Raw genomic sequence first — 15,007 nt, 5'->3', positions numbered from 1 at the left:
AATTATTTTAAGATGCTTCCGAATCGTTAAAACTGCCTGTATTGCGAATTGGCTTTTTATGAAACAAAAGTTGCCAGCGCGCCATTTTCATGCTACACTTTTCATAGAAATAACAGAAAAACATAAGCCCGCATTGCTTGCTGTTTTTAAAATAGGCAATTACGATTCCATCCGCATCATTTCTCATGAAAAAAATTTGTGTATTTTGAAAGAATTCTAATCCAAGCTGTGTCTAAGCATCAGAAAGGGGGGAGAAACTTGGAACCGTTCACCGATATGGAAAGAATCATGGAGCAATACGGAGACGCCCTTCTGCGGATGAGTTACCTGTATCTTAAGGACTATCATCTCGCGGAGGACGCTGTGCAGGACACTTTCCTTAAAATTTACAAAAGCTATCACGGATTTCAGGGAAAATCATCTGAAAAAACCTGGGTGATGCGGATTGCGATCAATGTCTGTAAAAATTACTTGCGCACGGGCTGGCTGAGAAGAGTGGTGCCATCCCCCGTGCTTTTGGATTCCCTGTCCGCAGAAGAATTTCCAGAGGAGGATGACCTTCTGCCCCGCATTTTAAATCTGCCGCCGAAATACAAAGAAGTATTGCTTCTCTATTATTATCAGGAACTGAAAATACGGGAAATCTCTGACATTCTGTACATTCCGGAATCTACGGTATCCATCCGTCTGAAAAGGGCGCGGGAGCAGCTGAAAATCCAATTGGAAGGAGAGAATGAACTTGAACAATAAAATAAAAGAGACGATTGACTCCGCATTGCGTGAAATGCATATGAGCGGCACGCTGAAAGACAGCATCCGGAGGAAGGTTTCATACCAAGGCAAAAAACATATCCGCCCAATGATTGCCATGGGTGCCGCCTGCCTTTGTATCGTGCTGGCGGTCACAGCCTTGGCCGCCAATGCCGTGCAAAATTACACCATGGAGTTTTACCTGCGCTATCTGTCCATCGAAAAAATGGCGATGGCAGATGCGCAAGCGCAGCAGTATGGACCGGATATTTATCTGAAAGGGTTGGAATCGGACGATATCTATGAACAATACTTTTCCATCAATAAGCTGGTAGAATATTATAACGAAGAACCCATCCGGCAAAAGGCCGTCAAAGCCATTTCCCCTTTCCTGGACAATCCGGAACAAAAGCTGAAACAGGCCGCTTCTTTGGCGCTGAGCATTCTGAACAAAACCTATGACAACCCCAACATTTATCATTTGGACGAAGAGGTTAAAATTTTTACCCTTTTCCCCGACTATTCCGATTATGGAAGCCACAATGAAATATGGATGATAAAAGACGGTATTCTCAGCAAATTTTATTCCTTTCAGGAACCAAATATGTATATTACCTCTATTATTCCTTCCCCGGACGGAAAGCTTTTCGCAGTTTCCACTTGCTCCAATAAAAGCAGCTACCTGGTCATTTTCGATTCCGCCAGAACAACGGTCAGTCCCGAGCTGATCGATTCTGCCCGTCTGCGTCTCGCACAGGACAGGCAGCTAACCGTCTGGGAACGCATCGACCACGAGAATTACACTGGTCTGAACCCGAAGGATATCTCTTGGCTGTCCAACGATATCCTATCCTTTCAGGCAGATTTAAGCTATAATGGCGCAGAAATTGTTGTTCCGGCGGCAATTACGTATCACTTTTCATCAAAACAGCTTACGATCGAAGAGCTCGCTGAATAAGCGGCTCCATTTGGAAAGCCAAGGAAGGGATGCCGCTAATGCGGCATCCCTTCCTTTTCCAATATTTATTTCTTTTTATTGCTGATAGACAATCACATTGTCATAGTATGCTTCCGTGACCCACAGATTGCTGCAGGAGAGCATCACCCGTACATATTTCGCGTTGTCCGGAACCTTTGACTGTACGATCACAGTCTGCCATTGACCCTGCCCGGTCTGGACATTCTCGGAAATGGTATTCCCAATCTCATTGATGTTTTCGTCACAGAACTTTATGGAAACGCTCGTTCTACCGGAGTTGATAAACAGCTTTGTATTCAGAACCAGCGTCTTTCCCGGCGTGACCGGAATCGGATCGCTTAAGATGCCGTTGCTGGCGTCTGTTTTGGTATCGATAAGCTTAAAGCTCTGGTTTCCTTTATAGGATTTTTCATCGGAAATCCCCATGGTGAAACCTTCCATATTTTTAAACACCTGTGACCAGCCCTTCGGAATCATTGTCCCGGGTGCGCCTTCCTCAAAGTCCGCATTGGTCACCTTGCCCCTATCGAAACGATTTGCTTCGGCTTCTTCTTTCGCAATATCCTCAAGTCTCTGTGCCTCCGCTTCCTTTTGAGAATAATCATAAGGGCCGTAGCTGTGCAGATAGGAGTTCAGCTTCCGAACCGTCTCCGCGTCGGCTGTATTGTCCAAAATGTTTTCCTTATCGCTTACAATAATCAGACCGCTGTCATCCCAGAATACCTGTTTGCCGAAAGCCTGCTCCGCCAGTGCCCGCAGCGGCAGCAGTGTCCGGTCATTCACTGTCTGTGCGGGAACATCCAGTGTGACGGTATTCCCGTTTACATCCATCTGATTGCTGCCAATCACCAATTTAATCGTCTTGTCGGATGTTTTCAGCGTTACAGTCTGCGTCGCGTCATCCCAGCCGACCTCCGCGCCTAGGCTCTCCGCAATAAACCGTACCGGAAGCAGGGTTCTGTCATCCTTCGTGATGGGACGGACGGACACGTTCGCCGGATCAATCTGCTGAATTTCACCGTTTGCAACCGCGTTGGCGTCTCCCAGTTTCATGGCGATTGCGCCGTCCAACAGATGATAAAGCTCTTTTTTATCCGAGGAGGTAACCTCCGTGTTGGTCACCGCGATTTTCATCATGTTCGCCGCATTGCCAAAATAGATATTTCCTTCCGAATCAATGTCCATCAGGTTGGGCTCATATTTGGAATACTGCTTTAAGTCAATGTTCTCCATGGTTTCCGGATCGACTACATTGATACCGCCGACGGTAATATAGAGAAGACCGTTTTTGTCAAAACGAATGTGTCTGGGCTGCCACTGGTGACCGGAATCACTGAATGTTACATCGCCAATCACCTTGGACTTCACGATATTGCCGGTTCCCGGCTCTATCGCAAACAGATATCCCTTGGAAGCACACCATAACAGTCCATCCGGACCAACCTCAATATCACCGATAATATTTACATTGCCTTTCATCTCCGCCGGCCACTCTGGAATCCATTCTTTGATCTTTTCCCGTTTTTCCAGATCAAACATGAACATTTTTGCTTTTTTCTCCGGATATTCGATTCCCAAGCCGCCGGAGGTAGTTGTGGAGCCGTAAATAATGCCGTCTTTATATGCCAATCCTACAATGGATTGGTCCTTTACCACATTGCGGTACACTTCATATTCGCCGGTCTTTTTATTCATAATGGACAGAGCGCCGCCAACCTTGCCGTAAGTCGCGATACTGCCGACGATGATATAATCGCCCGCGTCGTCAATGATATACGGTCTGTCCTGATCGTTTTTGATGGTAAACAGGACTTTCGGATTGTTTTTGCTGACCTCCTGTTCCGGATCAAAATAGCGCACATCTCCCTGTGCATAGACACCGAAATACAGCTTATCGTCAATGCATTTGATATTTTCAGTCTGTCCCATAGGGAAATATCTGGTTTCTCCTGTTTGCGTATTGTATTCAATCCCTTTTGAACCCAGATATGCACCTGCATAAATCTTGTCATCGGGTCCGGTGACGATGTGTTGCATGCTCAGGTCACCGCCCTTCATCTCATCCCCGCCGGTCATGGTCTGAATTTTTTTGGATTCCATATTCAAAAAAATCGGTTTCCCGGCATAGCTGATACTGACCAGCGTATTCTTGCCGAATCCATCATCACGACCTTCAAAGTCTACCCACCAACCTTTGCGGTTTGTAAAGGTTGTTTTAATTCCTGTTGGAGTCGTTTCTAATGTTTCCAAATCCAACTCCTGGATTTGCCCGTCAAACATCAGATAGGATTTTCCATCCTTCTCTGGAGAGGCGTACAGACCGCCGCCCGCGTTTTTAAAGACCTTGTCGGTATATTCATCCTTTTCGGGATCAAAGAGCATCCACACATTGTTGCCCTTGCCTGCCGCACCGTATGTAATGATTTTGTTTCCCACAACCGTCTGTGCGTACACGTTGGTCACTTCCGTGTAGTACTCCGGGCGGATCGGAACTTCAATCACTTTTTTCTCGCCGTTTTTCGGATTGATCTTCACCATAACCGCATTTCCGGTGCCGTTGCTCCCTGCATACAGGAAACCGTTATAATAGGAGAGAGACCGCACATAGGGGTTGTTGGGATGTGCCTGTCCGTAATCGGTAAATTTCTTTGTTTTCGGATCGTATTTTACCACTGCCCCGCTGGGATACGTCCCCATATACAAATTGCCTTCCTCATCAAAGCAGCTCTGGTAAGCATTTCCGTTTCCGAGGATGGATCCAAGGTTTTCCACCTCTTTTGTCACCGGAGAATACCGGTATAAATAAGCCGGTGTAGAAGTCAGAATATAGACATTTCCATCCTTATCGATATTGTGCTCGACAGCGGAAGTACCGGTCAGCGGATAAGTCCGCAGAAGCTTCATGTTGTCCATATCATACACATTGAAACTTGCCGGTTTTCCGGTAGAAGCTGAATACAGAATATTTTTTCCGTCTTCCTTTCCAACCACACAGTCGTGGGTTGTCACCTCTTCAAACGGCTTAATCGCCTTAACTGCCTCAACAAAATGGAGATTGTTGAGCTTTTCCGATTGATACGCTGCGTCCTGCGCAGAGGCAACGGTAAAGGAACCGATTGCTACTGCTGCTGTGATACCCACAGCGATGGCTTTTCTGAACATTCTGTTCATAAGTCACACTCCCTTATAAAATTTTTATTGTGGTTTAGCCCAATACCACAGCTACATTATACAATAGTTATCGCCATTCGTAAAGATTTTATTGAAATTTTCCAACAAAAACAATTTTTTTAATTCTCAGGATGATAATAGGCGTAAATGCTTTCCGCAGCCTGACGGGAAACACACTTTGCCAGTTCTCCGGCAGTAGCCTGTTTGATTGCCGTCAGAGAACCAAACGCTTTGAGTAAGCTTTCCCTTGTCTTCGGCCCCACCCCTTTTATTTGCAGCAGTTCCGATTTGGTCGTATTTTTGGTGCGCACCAGATGGTGATACCGCACGGCGTTATTGTGGGTTTCCTCCTGCATGGCGGCAACCAGATGAAACAGAGGCGGATTGTCATAGACATGGTACTCTCTCTCATCCGAGGTAATGTCGCGGGTACGGTGTTTATTGTCCTTCACCAAGCCGAACATTGGAATTTCCAGACCGGAGAGTGCCAGCGCTTCCTTGGCAATCCGTACATGGTTCGCCCCTCCGTCCACAAAGATGAGATCCGGCAGATCGATAAATTTCAAATCCTTCGCCTCCACTTTTTCCTCTTCCAGAAGCTGCTTTTCCTCCAGATAGCGCACCAGCCTTCGGTATATCACTTCTTTCATGCACTCATAGTCATCCTGCCCGTCCACGTATTTTATTTTAAATTTACGGTATTCCTTTTTTCTTGGCATTCCGTCAATAAAGACGGTCATAAACCCGACAATATCCGTGCCCGAGGTATTGGATATATCGTAAACCTCCACCCGTCTTGGAATCGCCGGCAAATCCAGCAGCTGTTTCAGCTGTTCCAGAAGATAGGTCTTTTTGTTGTTGGAACGCTGTTTTACCGCCTCCAGCGCATTTTTATAGGCCAGATCCACCAGTTCTTTTTTCTTCCCCTTCTGCGGAACGGCAAGATAGACATTCTGCCCTTTCAAATGGCTGAAATACGCCGAAAGAACATCCATATCCTCCGGTTCGCAGGGAAGCAGAATCTCTTTGGGAATCCTGTCCGGCTCGTCATAAAACTGTTTCAAAAAATCCCCCAGCATGTCATCTGTCTTTTCCTCATCGGGAATAAACATGTTCTTGGAGCCCAGCAGCTTGCCGCCGCGGATAAAAAGAATGGTAAAGCAGGTGCTTTTTTCATCACAGCTGGTCCCAATGATATCGTAGTTTGCATCCCTGGGCGCGGAAATCTTCTGCTTTTCTAAGATACTCTTCAAATAATTGATTTTATCCCTTGTATCCGCCGCCTGTTCAAACAAAAGCTGTTCGGAATACTGCATCATTTCCGCTTGAAGCTTTTTGATGATCTTGTCGGATCTTCCCTCCAGAAAATCAATCACATCGCTGAAATTCTCACGGTACTGCTCTTTTGTGATGTAATTCATACAGGGACCGCTGCACTGTTTGATATGATAGTTCAAACATTCCCGTTCCTTACCGATATCCTTCGGCAGATTCCGGTTGCAGCCGCGGATCTGAAACGTTTTTTTCAGCAGATCAATCGTGTTCTTTACAGCGAAGGAGCTTACAAAAGGTCCGTAAAATTTCGCATTTTTGTCGTCAATCCTGCGTGTCATCAGTATCTTTGGATAATCCTCGTTTACCGTCAGCTTGATATAGGGAAACGTCTTGTCGTCTTTCAGCAGAATATTATATTTCGGCCGGTACTTTTTGATGAGATTGCACTCCAGCATCAAAGCCTCCACCTCGGAATCCGTCACAATCCAAGTGAGATCCCGGATATGGCTGACCATCGTAAGCGTTTTATTATTGTGGGATTTCGACTTCATAAAATACTGGCGTACCCTGTTTTTCAGAATTTTAGCCTTTCCTACATAGATGATATCATTGTTCTGATTTTTCATCAAATATACGCCGGGCTTTTCCGGCAGCAGCTTTAATTTCTCCTTAATTTGCTCCATTATCCGCTCCATTCCTGATTCCACCTGCCATTCATCCAAGATAATCCGCAAAATGATCCTAGCAAAAAACGCCCTTTCGGGCGTTTACACACATTATTCGTCAAAATTGGAATTGATTAAATCCACCAGCTGATTGACTGCCTGTTCCTCGTCCGGCCCCTCTGCAATCAATGTCACATTGATTCCCCGGGTGATTCCCAGTGACAAAACACCAAGAAGGCTCTTGGCACTGACGCGCCTTTCATCCTTCTCGATCCAGATAGTCGATTTAAACTCGTTTGCTTTCTGGATAAAAAATGTAGCAGGCCGCGCATGGAGGCCAACTTGATTTTGTACAACAACTTCTTTAGAATACATGAATAACCGCTCCTTTTTAAGCGTAATAGTAACTTATGGTAAGTACTAGAATACTAAATTTTTTTTCAATAGTCAACACTTTTTCTGTTTTTTCCGGTTTTCCTCTTCATTTCGTGAAGTTATTATACCACAACAACGAAGGCGGCGGAATATCGCCGCAGTATTGTGATACAATGTTCTCCGAAACTCTTCGTATTTTTAATGCGCTAGAGATTCGTGAGGTTATTATACCACATTTCCATTGTTTTAGCAACATTTTTTATCTTCTCTTTTTCAATTCCTCAAAGATATCATTCCAGGTGAGTCCCTGCTCATAGAGTACAACGCTGACATGATACATCAGATCTGCCACCTCATAGCTCACCTCGGCCTTGCTTCTGTTTTTGGCGGCAATGATCACCTCAGCGGATTCTTCTCCCACCTTCTTGAGCATTTTGTCAATGCCTTTTTCCAAAAGATAGTTGGTGTAAGAGCCTTCTTTCGGGTTCTTGTCCCTGTCGGCAATCACATCGTAAACTTCCTCTAAAATCGTCTGTGTCTTTTTGGTTTCCATTTCTTTCATATCGGTTTCCTCCACTTCTTTGTAAAAACAGGAATACTGCCCTGTATGGCAGGCAGGTCCCGCAGGTTTTGCTTTGATTAATACGGTATCATTGTCACAGTCCAGATAAATCTTCTGCACCTGCATGATATTTCCCGATGTCTCACCCTTTTTCCACAGCTTCTGCCGGCTGCGGCTGTAAAACCAGGCAACCTTCTCCCTGCAGGTCAGATCAAAAGCTTCCCGGTTCATATATGCCACCATCAATACATCACGGGAATCCGCGTCCTGCACCACGGCAGGTATCAGCCCGTCCTTTCCAAATTTCAGTTCCATTTATGCTTCCTCCTATATTCTTACAGGAATATCCCGCTCCTTCAAGTATTCCTTCACCTGGCGTATCGTCAGCTCCTTATAGTGAAACAGGGAGGCGGCCAGCACAGCGTCCGCTTTCCCTTTGACAATGCCGTCATAGAAATGTTCCAGCTTTCCCGCGCCGCCGGAGGCGATGACGGGAATCGACACCATCTCGGATATCTTTGCTGTGATCGCATTGTCATAACCATTCTTTGTCCCGTCGGAATCCATGGCGGTCAAAAGGATCTCTCCAGCCCCCAGCGCCTCCGCTTTTTTCGCCCATTCCAAAGCGTCTATACCGGTATCCTTTCGTCCGCCGTGTACATAGACCGAGTAATTGCCATCCTCTTTCCGCTTCACATCCATTGCCACCACAACGCACTGGCTGCCGAACTTCTCCGCGGCGTCATGGATCAGCTGCGGATTCTCCACAGCAGAGGAATTGATGGAAATCTTATCCGCCCCGGCACGGAGAATGTCTCTGAAATCCTCCACCGTGCGGATTCCTCCTCCAACTGTGAAGGGAATAAATACTTGGCTCGCCACTGCCTCCACCATGTCAATCACAATATTCCGGGCGTCAGAGGAAGCCGTAATATCCAAAAATACCAGCTCGTCCGCCCCCTGGCGGTCATATTCCTTTGCGATTTCCACCGGATCACCTGCGTCACGCAGATTGACAAAATTCACACCCTTGACCACCCTGCCATTATGCACATCCAGACAGGGAATGATTCGTTTTGACAGCATATCGGTTCCTCCTATCCGATTCGGATTGCTTCCTTCAGTTCCACGTTACCGGTATAGATTGCCTTGCCGACAATCACACCTTTTACGCCGGTTTCTTTCAGCTTTTCAATATCCTCCAGACAGGAAACACCGCCGGATGCAATCACATTCATACCAACGGAATGCGCCATCTGTGCCATCTCTTTAAAATTAGGTCCCTGCAGAGTGCCGTCGGTGGCAATATCGGTGTACACAATTGTCCGAACACCGATGGCTTCCGCCTCCTTTGCAAACTCCACCGCGCGGGAGGTGCTCAGCTTCTCCCAGCCGGAATAGGCGACAAAACCATCCTTGGCATCGATGCCGACCACGATCTTCTCGCCGAATTCCTCCACCGCTAATTCCAGAAAGCCTTTGTCCTGAATAGCGCTGGTTCCCAGAATCACTCGCTGTACACCGTGAAACAGATAGTCTCTCACTGTCTCCAGGCTGCGAATACCCCCGCCGGTCTGAACGGGAACCGGCATCTTCTCAGCGATCTCAAAAAGAATCTCTTTGTTCTTGCTCTCCCCGTCCCGCGCACCGTCCAGATCTACCAGATGGATAAATTCCGCTCCCGCTTCCGCAAAGCCCTGTGCTACTTCCAGAGGGTTTTCGTTATACACGGTAACCTTATCATAGTCCCCCTTATACAGGCGAACACATTTTCCGTCTTTGATATCAATTGCAGGATAGATGATCATTGTTTTCTCCTTCGTATGTTTTATTCCATGAAATTTTTCAGTATCTTTAACCCGGTTTCCCCGCTCTTCTCCGGATGAAACTGGGTGAGGAAGATGCTCCCCGTTTCCACCGCCGCGTCAAAGGAAATGCCGTATTCACAGGTTGCCGCGACTTCATTGCGGTTCTCCGCCTCCAGATAATAGGAGTGCACGAAATAGACATACGGATTCTCCAGGCCGTCAAACAGCCTGCACTTTTTCTGTATCTTTAGATTATTCCAGCCCATCTGCGGAATTTTTAGATCCAGTGTATCAGGGAAGCGCTTGATTTTCCCCTTTAAGATACCAAGCCCAAGCGGTCCGTTTCCTTCCTCACTCTGCTCATAGAACAGCTGCATGCCAAGGCAAATACCTAGAATGGGAATCTTTTTCTCCACAGCGTCATAAACCGCCCTGTGAAGTCCGGTATCCTGCAGGTGCTTCATAGCGTCCTCAAAAGCGCCCACGCCAGGCAGAATGAGTTTGTCACTGCTTAAAATTTCATCCCTGTCTCCGGTTACCGTGCACTCAAATCCCAAAAAACGCACCGCTTTCTCCACGCTGTTTAAATTTCCCGCACCATAGTCAATGATCGAAATCATCTGACAGCCTCCTTAATCCTTTCTTCTTTGCCTTTGCAGGCACTTCTGCGTTCGCCCGCATTTCAGTGCATAGAACAGCGTGCAAAGCGCATTGTTCTATGCTCTTTGTTCTCTGCGCCCCTTGCGGCACGAGCAAGCCCCTGCCCTACGGGATGTTTCTTTCGGGACAATATAGAATCGTCCCCTACGCTGCATTTTCTGGTATTCCCTTGTAGGGGAGGGGTTCCATCCCCTCCCGCCGTAGGGGCGATATCAGCCGACCGCACCATTCCATTCCCTGTAGGGGTTTTCCTACGTTCGCCCATCTTTTCGTACATCGTACAGTGCGCTCTTTCTATGCTCCGTATATCTCCTTCACTTTTTCCATCAGCGTCTCAATCCGTTGCCGCTCCATCTTCATGCTGACCCGGTTCACCACAAAACGGGCGCTGATGTCACAGATTTCTTCCAGAACCGTCAGGCCGTTTTCTTTCAATGTTTGTCCGCTCTCCACAATATCCACAATCACCTCAGACAGTCCGACCAGCGGAGCCAGTTCGATGGAGCCGTGCAGCTTGATGATCTCAATGGTCTGCCCCTTCTGCATTTCAAAGTATTCCTTTGCAATTTTCGGATATTTGGTGGCAACCCGGATATTATTGATGTGCTCCAGCCTGCCCTTCATCTGCGGCAAGCCGCAGACGCACATCTTGCAGTTTCCAAAACTCAGTGTCAGAAGCTCATAAAGATTTCTGCCTTCCTCCAGCAGCGTATCCTTTCCCACAATACCAATATCCGCCGCCCCGTAATCCACATAGGTCGGCACGTCGGAGGCCTTTACCAAAATAAATTTGAACTTGTTTACCTCATCGGTAAAAATTAATTTCCGGGTTTCTTTGGTCATCTCTTCACATTGTAACCCCGCTTTGATGAAAATGTCAATCGCCAGTTTGGAAAGCCGTCCTTTTGCAAGCGCAACCGTTATATATCGCATGGATGGATATCCTCCTCTTTTATCAGTTCTTCATACGTGGTAAATTCCGACTCTGTGCCGTCGAACAGCTCAACTCTGCCGTCCTCCAGCAGGAAGATGGCGGAGGGAATTTCTCTTTTTGCAATGTATTCCCTATCCGGCGCATCTGCTTTTTTCATAACCACGCAATAGCCGTCATGCCGCAGTGTGTCCGCCAGAAAAATGGCTTCCTTCCGTTTATTCTCAGCGTATGCGATCAGCACGTCCTCTCTGACCTTCTCATAATCCTTTTTCTGATAATATAGGGATGACGCCAAACGGCTGATGGAAATCGCAGCGCCGGTGGCGCTGATTTCCGCCCCGAATTTCTTTGACAGCTTATCATATCTTCCGCCGCCGCAGATGGGGAATCCAACGCCATAGGTGAATCCTTTAAAGGTAATCCCAGTATAGTACTTTAAACTCTGTATCATTCCCAGATCAATGGAAACATATTTTTCAAAGCCATATTCCTCAATAATACCGTAAACCTCTTTCAGATTGGAAAGCGCGCCTCTGCTGGTGGCGTTTAAGGGATATTCCGCCAGCTGATCCAACAGCTCCGCACCGCCGGACGCCAACGTGATCTGATTGAGGATCTCTTTTTTCTCAGCACTTAGGGGGATGGATTCCAAAAGCGCGTTCAACCCAAAGCCGTCTTTCATATTGATACAGTCCACAATCTGAGCCATCAAATTCTTTTCGATCTTTGCTTCCTCCATCAAACCCCGAAAAAACATCACCTGTCCAATCTCTATCTTGAACTCTTCCAGACCTGCCGCCAGCAAAGCTTTGATGGTGGTAATGATAATTTCCGCATCCGCTTCGGAGGAGGGATCGTTTAAAAGTTCAATGCCGGACTGGGTAAACTCCCGCTGGCGGCCGCCCTTCTCCACATCCTCATAGCGGAACGCGTTGCCCAAATAGGAAATCCGCATGGGAAAGCCGTCATTTTCCAGCTTGGTCGCCATGATTCTGGAAATGGGTGTCGTCAAATCCGGGCGAAGGGTCAAAATACGTCCCTGACGGTCAAAAAAGCGAAAGCATTTTTCCGCTTCGATCCCGTCAAGACCGTCAAACACATCATAATATTCATAGGAAGGCGTCTCCACCTCAAAATAACCGCATCCCTCAAATACATTCATGACATCGCTTTCCACCAGCCGTTTGTGATGGCATTCCTCAAAAAGAGTATCCTGAACCCCTTCCGGCGTGTGGATGGATAATTTTCTCATGGCAAACGCACCTTTCTGATTTAGCATGCTAAAGTTCTAAATTATTAAACTCATTATATCCTTTTTTTCTTTTCTTGTCAATGCCGATTTTGATTTCTGTGAAAATGATACAAAAAAAGCCCCGGATGTTTCCGAAGCTTTCAAAAACAATATAAAAATTCAAATCAATTAAACAACATCAAAACCGCCCTGGGAATTGGATTGATATGTAGTAATTCCAACATCAGAATCGATCCCATTTTCCGCCAAAAATTCATTTAAGGTTCCTGCTGCAATTGTCTCATTGGAAACGAATTTTTTCATTTCCAACTCAGGCTTAACGTATTTTTTCATTACAACCGCCCTCCTTTACCTTTTTATAATGTCATCCAAAGTTCTCCCGTTCCAGTTCGTTACTCATATTATAATCAAAAACTTTCCATTTGTCAATACCCATATTTCAATTCACAAAAATAATCGAAAAATTGTATCAATCAAACAAAAAAACGGAATTCTTTTTTCGAAAATTACGAAATCTCCGAAACCGTCCGTTCGATTTCATAACTTCACTGCACCAGTCCAAGATGCGGCAAAAACACGGATCGGCTTGTTCTGTGCGCAATGCAAGTGCTTCAACCTTGCACAGGGAAGAATCCAGCCACAAGTTTATACCGAAAAAAGCGGTTTTGGCAGCTACTCCTCCATCGCTGCTTTTTGCGTATTGATCTCCCGGAAGATGTCCGGATCAAATTTAAATTTCCGTTCATAGGTCATCAAGCCGTTCTGTTCCTGCTCCACGTCATAGAGCTGGGTATAGCAGAAGCCCATGATGTTTTCGTTTTTCAAAAGCGCTTCGGTCAGAGCCCGGTAACGGTTAATAAATTCCTCCTCCGTCGCGGGCGCTTCCCCATAGCCCCATCCGCCTTTCTGTTCGCCGCTCCATTGAATCCCTCCATATTCGCTGACAAAATAGGGCTCTCCCCGGTATGTCTGTCTCTCCTCAAAGGGATTAAAATATTTGGTTTCATAATGCGTGCGGAATTCTTCCCCATCCTGGCAGTAATCGTGCACATCAAAAATATCGGTCATCACATGATAATTTCCGCTGGTATCTATAACCGGACGCGTGGGATCAACCGCTTTGGTCGCCCGGTACACCATTTCCAAAACCCGGTCGTCCTGACATCTGCCGTTAAAGTCCCAGGTTTCATTGAAGGGGCACCAGCCTATCACACAGGGATGGCTGCTGTCCCGCTCCACCGCTTCCAGCCATTCGGGAAGAAAATAGGATACCTGCCCTTTTTCGGTGATATCCAGCCCCCAGTTTGCATGCTCACCCCAGACCAGATATCCCAGCTTATCCGCCCAGTAAAGAAACCGCGGTTCAAAGATTTTTTCATGCAGGCGGGCGCCGTTGAAGCCCAGCTCCATAGCGTATAATATATCCTTTTTCAGGCTCTCATCATCCGGCGCGGTATAAATGCCGTCGGGATAAAAGCCCTGGTCTAACACCCATCTGCCGAACACTTTTCTTCCGTTCAGCAGAAGCGCCTTTCTGTCAAGCCCTACCGAACGCAGTCCAAAATAGCTCTGCACCGAATCGCGTATTTTCCCGTCTTTCTCAACCGTAAGCTGCAAATCATACAGATTCCCCTGTCCGATATCCCACAAGTGCTTTTCCTTCAGGGAAAGGGAGAATGTTACACAGCCGGAAACACCCTTTGTGCTTGCCGTTCCCATCGGCTTTCCTTCAAAGGAGGCAGACGCCGTGACAACCACTTCCGGCTCTGCTTTCGGGAATATCACCGTGATAGTCACTGCACCGTTTTCCGTGTCGGGAACCGTTTTCACCTGCTTGATATGGCATTCATCTACACATTCCATCCAGACGGTCTGCCAGATTCCCGTCGTTCTTGTATAGAAACATCCGGCGGAATGATATTCAGCAGACTGCTTTCCCGCAGGCTGGTTATGGCTTCGGATATCATCCTCCGCGCAGACCGCAATACTGTTTTCCCCCTCCTTCAGCCATTCGGTAATATCAAACCGAAAGGGAGTATAACCTCCCCTGTGTTCTCCTGCCAAACTGCCATTGACATAAACTCTTGCAGAATAATCTACCGCGCCAAAATGCAAAATAACGTGTTTTCCGCTCCATTCTTCTGGAATAGACACGCTTCTTCGGTACCACACACAGTTCATAAAATCAGTATTTCCGATACCGGAAAGCTTGCTTTCCGGACAAAACGGAACGGTAATCCGTCCTTTCAAATGGGTTCTTTCATAAAATTTTTTCTCGATCCCGTTTTTTCCGTTGTCGATTTCAAACTCCCATTCTCCGTTTAGATTGAGCCATTGATCTCTTTGCAGGATTGGGCGGGGATATTCCGGTCGTGGAATTGACATTTCCAGCACTTCCTTTTCTGTTTTTTTCTTATTATAAGCGCTTTCCATCTGTTATTTCAATGATTTATCATCTTAAATAATTGACTTTTTCTCTTATTTATACGATAATATAAGGAAATTAAGATGTTCCCCGCCTTATCAGGCTAAGGGTTCCTCTTCATTTTTTCAGTGGGAGTACAATCTCCCACTGA

At 46.5% G+C, this 15,007-nt stretch carries 14 protein-coding genes; 2 read left to right on the top strand and 12 right to left on the bottom strand.

Annotated features, from left to right (window positions below; all coding sequences use genetic code 11):
* Positions 1-258 precede the first annotated feature (258 nt).
* Together KQI32_RS04240 and KQI32_RS04235 are read left to right on the top strand one after the other, a co-directional pair.
* Positions 259-750: a sigma-70 family RNA polymerase sigma factor gene (locus KQI32_RS04240; protein WP_253291050.1), complete on the top strand. Its 492-nt coding sequence runs from the start codon at positions 259-261 to the stop codon at positions 748-750.
* Positions 740-1,708: a hypothetical protein gene (locus KQI32_RS04235; RefSeq protein ID WP_216424100.1), complete on the top strand. Its 969-nt coding sequence runs from the start codon at positions 740-742 to the stop codon at positions 1,706-1,708. Before KQI32_RS04240 ends, KQI32_RS04235 begins: the two co-directional genes overlap by 11 nt.
* 75 nt (positions 1,709-1,783) lie before the next feature.
* Here KQI32_RS04235 and KQI32_RS13345 read toward each other — a convergent pair whose 3' ends face one another.
* The 12 genes from KQI32_RS13345 to KQI32_RS04175 form a co-directional block, all read right to left on the bottom strand.
* Positions 1,784-4,900, bottom strand: coding sequence for a stalk domain-containing protein (locus KQI32_RS13345; protein ID WP_253291048.1), 3,117 nt, complete (start codon positions 4,898-4,900; stop codon positions 1,784-1,786).
* 119 nt (positions 4,901-5,019) lie between these two features.
* Positions 5,020-6,870 (bottom strand): excinuclease ABC subunit UvrC, encoded by a 1,851-nt coding sequence (gene uvrC / locus KQI32_RS04225; protein ID WP_216424099.1) that lies wholly within the window; start codon positions 6,868-6,870, stop codon positions 5,020-5,022.
* 81 nt (positions 6,871-6,951) lie between these two features.
* Positions 6,952-7,215, bottom strand: coding sequence for an HPr family phosphocarrier protein (locus KQI32_RS04220; protein ID WP_177691851.1), 264 nt, complete (start codon positions 7,213-7,215; stop codon positions 6,952-6,954).
* Positions 7,216-7,474: 259 nt separating this feature from the next.
* The gene (gene hisIE / locus KQI32_RS04215) at positions 7,475-8,092 is read right to left on the bottom strand and encodes a bifunctional phosphoribosyl-AMP cyclohydrolase/phosphoribosyl-ATP diphosphatase HisIE (RefSeq protein ID WP_216424098.1); all 618 of its coding nucleotides are present in this window, start codon (positions 8,090-8,092) and stop codon (positions 7,475-7,477) included.
* 12 nt (positions 8,093-8,104) lie between these two features.
* Positions 8,105-8,863, bottom strand: a complete 759-nt coding sequence (hisF, locus tag KQI32_RS04210) for an imidazole glycerol phosphate synthase subunit HisF (protein WP_216424097.1) — start codon at positions 8,861-8,863, stop codon at positions 8,105-8,107.
* 11 nt (positions 8,864-8,874) lie between these two features.
* Positions 8,875-9,585, bottom strand: a complete 711-nt coding sequence (gene hisA / locus KQI32_RS04205; protein ID WP_216424096.1) for a 1-(5-phosphoribosyl)-5-[(5-phosphoribosylamino)methylideneamino]imidazole-4-carboxamide isomerase — start codon at positions 9,583-9,585, stop codon at positions 8,875-8,877.
* Between the two features lie 20 nt (positions 9,586-9,605).
* On the bottom strand, positions 9,606-10,205 hold the full coding sequence (gene hisH / locus KQI32_RS04200; protein ID WP_216424095.1) for an imidazole glycerol phosphate synthase subunit HisH: 600 nt from the start codon (positions 10,203-10,205) through the stop codon (positions 9,606-9,608).
* 62 nt (positions 10,206-10,267) lie between these two features.
* Positions 10,268-10,510 carry a hypothetical protein gene (locus KQI32_RS04195; RefSeq protein ID WP_216424094.1) on the bottom strand — a complete coding sequence of 81 codons (243 nt, stop codon included), beginning with the start codon at positions 10,508-10,510 and terminating at the stop codon, positions 10,268-10,270.
* A 29-nt stretch (positions 10,511-10,539) separates the two neighbouring features.
* Positions 10,540-11,178, bottom strand: a complete 639-nt coding sequence (gene hisG / locus KQI32_RS04190) for an ATP phosphoribosyltransferase (protein ID WP_177691846.1) — start codon at positions 11,176-11,178, stop codon at positions 10,540-10,542.
* The gene (gene hisZ / locus KQI32_RS04185; RefSeq protein ID WP_216424093.1) at positions 11,166-12,431 is read right to left on the bottom strand and encodes an ATP phosphoribosyltransferase regulatory subunit; all 1,266 of its coding nucleotides are present in this window, start codon (positions 12,429-12,431) and stop codon (positions 11,166-11,168) included. The genes hisG and hisZ overlap by 13 nt, the downstream gene beginning before the upstream one ends.
* A 168-nt stretch (positions 12,432-12,599) precedes the next feature.
* Entirely contained in the window at positions 12,600-12,764 is a 165-nt protein-coding gene (locus tag KQI32_RS04180) for a hypothetical protein (protein ID WP_177691844.1), read from the bottom strand.
* Between the two features lie 339 nt (positions 12,765-13,103).
* A complete protein-coding gene (locus tag KQI32_RS04175) occupies positions 13,104-14,816 on the bottom strand; it encodes a glycoside hydrolase family 2 protein (RefSeq protein ID WP_216424092.1) in 1,713 nt (570 codons plus the stop codon).
* Positions 14,817-15,007: the final 191 nt, after the last annotated feature.

It is taken from the genome of Acetivibrio sp. MSJd-27, from assembly GCF_018918095.1.
Lineage (GTDB): Bacteria > Bacillota > Clostridia > UMGS1840 > HGM11507 > HGM11507.
Note: the sequence above shows the minus strand (reverse complement) of the source record. Positions and strands in the feature narration are given on the sequence as shown.

Bases quoted from the DNA above. Each gene is read 5' to 3' on its own strand.
- KQI32_RS13345 (WP_253291048.1), bottom strand. From the start codon at position 4,900: ATGAACAGAATGTTCAGAAAAGCCATCGCTGTGGGTATCACAGCAGCA.
- uvrC (WP_216424099.1), bottom strand. From the start codon at position 6,870: ATGGAGCGGATAATGGAGCAAATTAAGGAGAAATTAAAGCTGCTGCCG.
- KQI32_RS04220 (WP_177691851.1), bottom strand. From the start codon at position 7,215: ATGTATTCTAAAGAAGTTGTTGTACAAAATCAAGTTGGCCTCCATGCG.
- hisIE (WP_216424098.1), bottom strand. From the start codon at position 8,092: ATGGAACTGAAATTTGGAAAGGACGGGCTGATACCTGCCGTGGTGCAG.
- hisF (WP_216424097.1), bottom strand. From the start codon at position 8,863: ATGCTGTCAAAACGAATCATTCCCTGTCTGGATGTGCATAATGGCAGG.
- hisA (WP_216424096.1), bottom strand. From the start codon at position 9,585: ATGATCATCTATCCTGCAATTGATATCAAAGACGGAAAATGTGTTCGC.
- hisH (WP_216424095.1), bottom strand. From the start codon at position 10,205: ATGATTTCGATCATTGACTATGGTGCGGGAAATTTAAACAGCGTGGAG.
- KQI32_RS04195 (WP_216424094.1), bottom strand. From the start codon at position 10,510: ATGGGCGAACGTAGGAAAACCCCTACAGGGAATGGAATGGTGCGGTCG.
- hisG (WP_177691846.1), bottom strand. From the start codon at position 11,178: ATGCGATATATAACGGTTGCGCTTGCAAAAGGACGGCTTTCCAAACTG.
- hisZ (WP_216424093.1), bottom strand. From the start codon at position 12,431: ATGAGAAAATTATCCATCCACACGCCGGAAGGGGTTCAGGATACTCTT.
- KQI32_RS04180 (WP_177691844.1), bottom strand. From the start codon at position 12,764: ATGAAAAAATACGTTAAGCCTGAGTTGGAAATGAAAAAATTCGTTTCC.
- KQI32_RS04175 (WP_216424092.1), bottom strand. From the start codon at position 14,816: ATGTCAATTCCACGACCGGAATATCCCCGCCCAATCCTGCAAAGAGAT.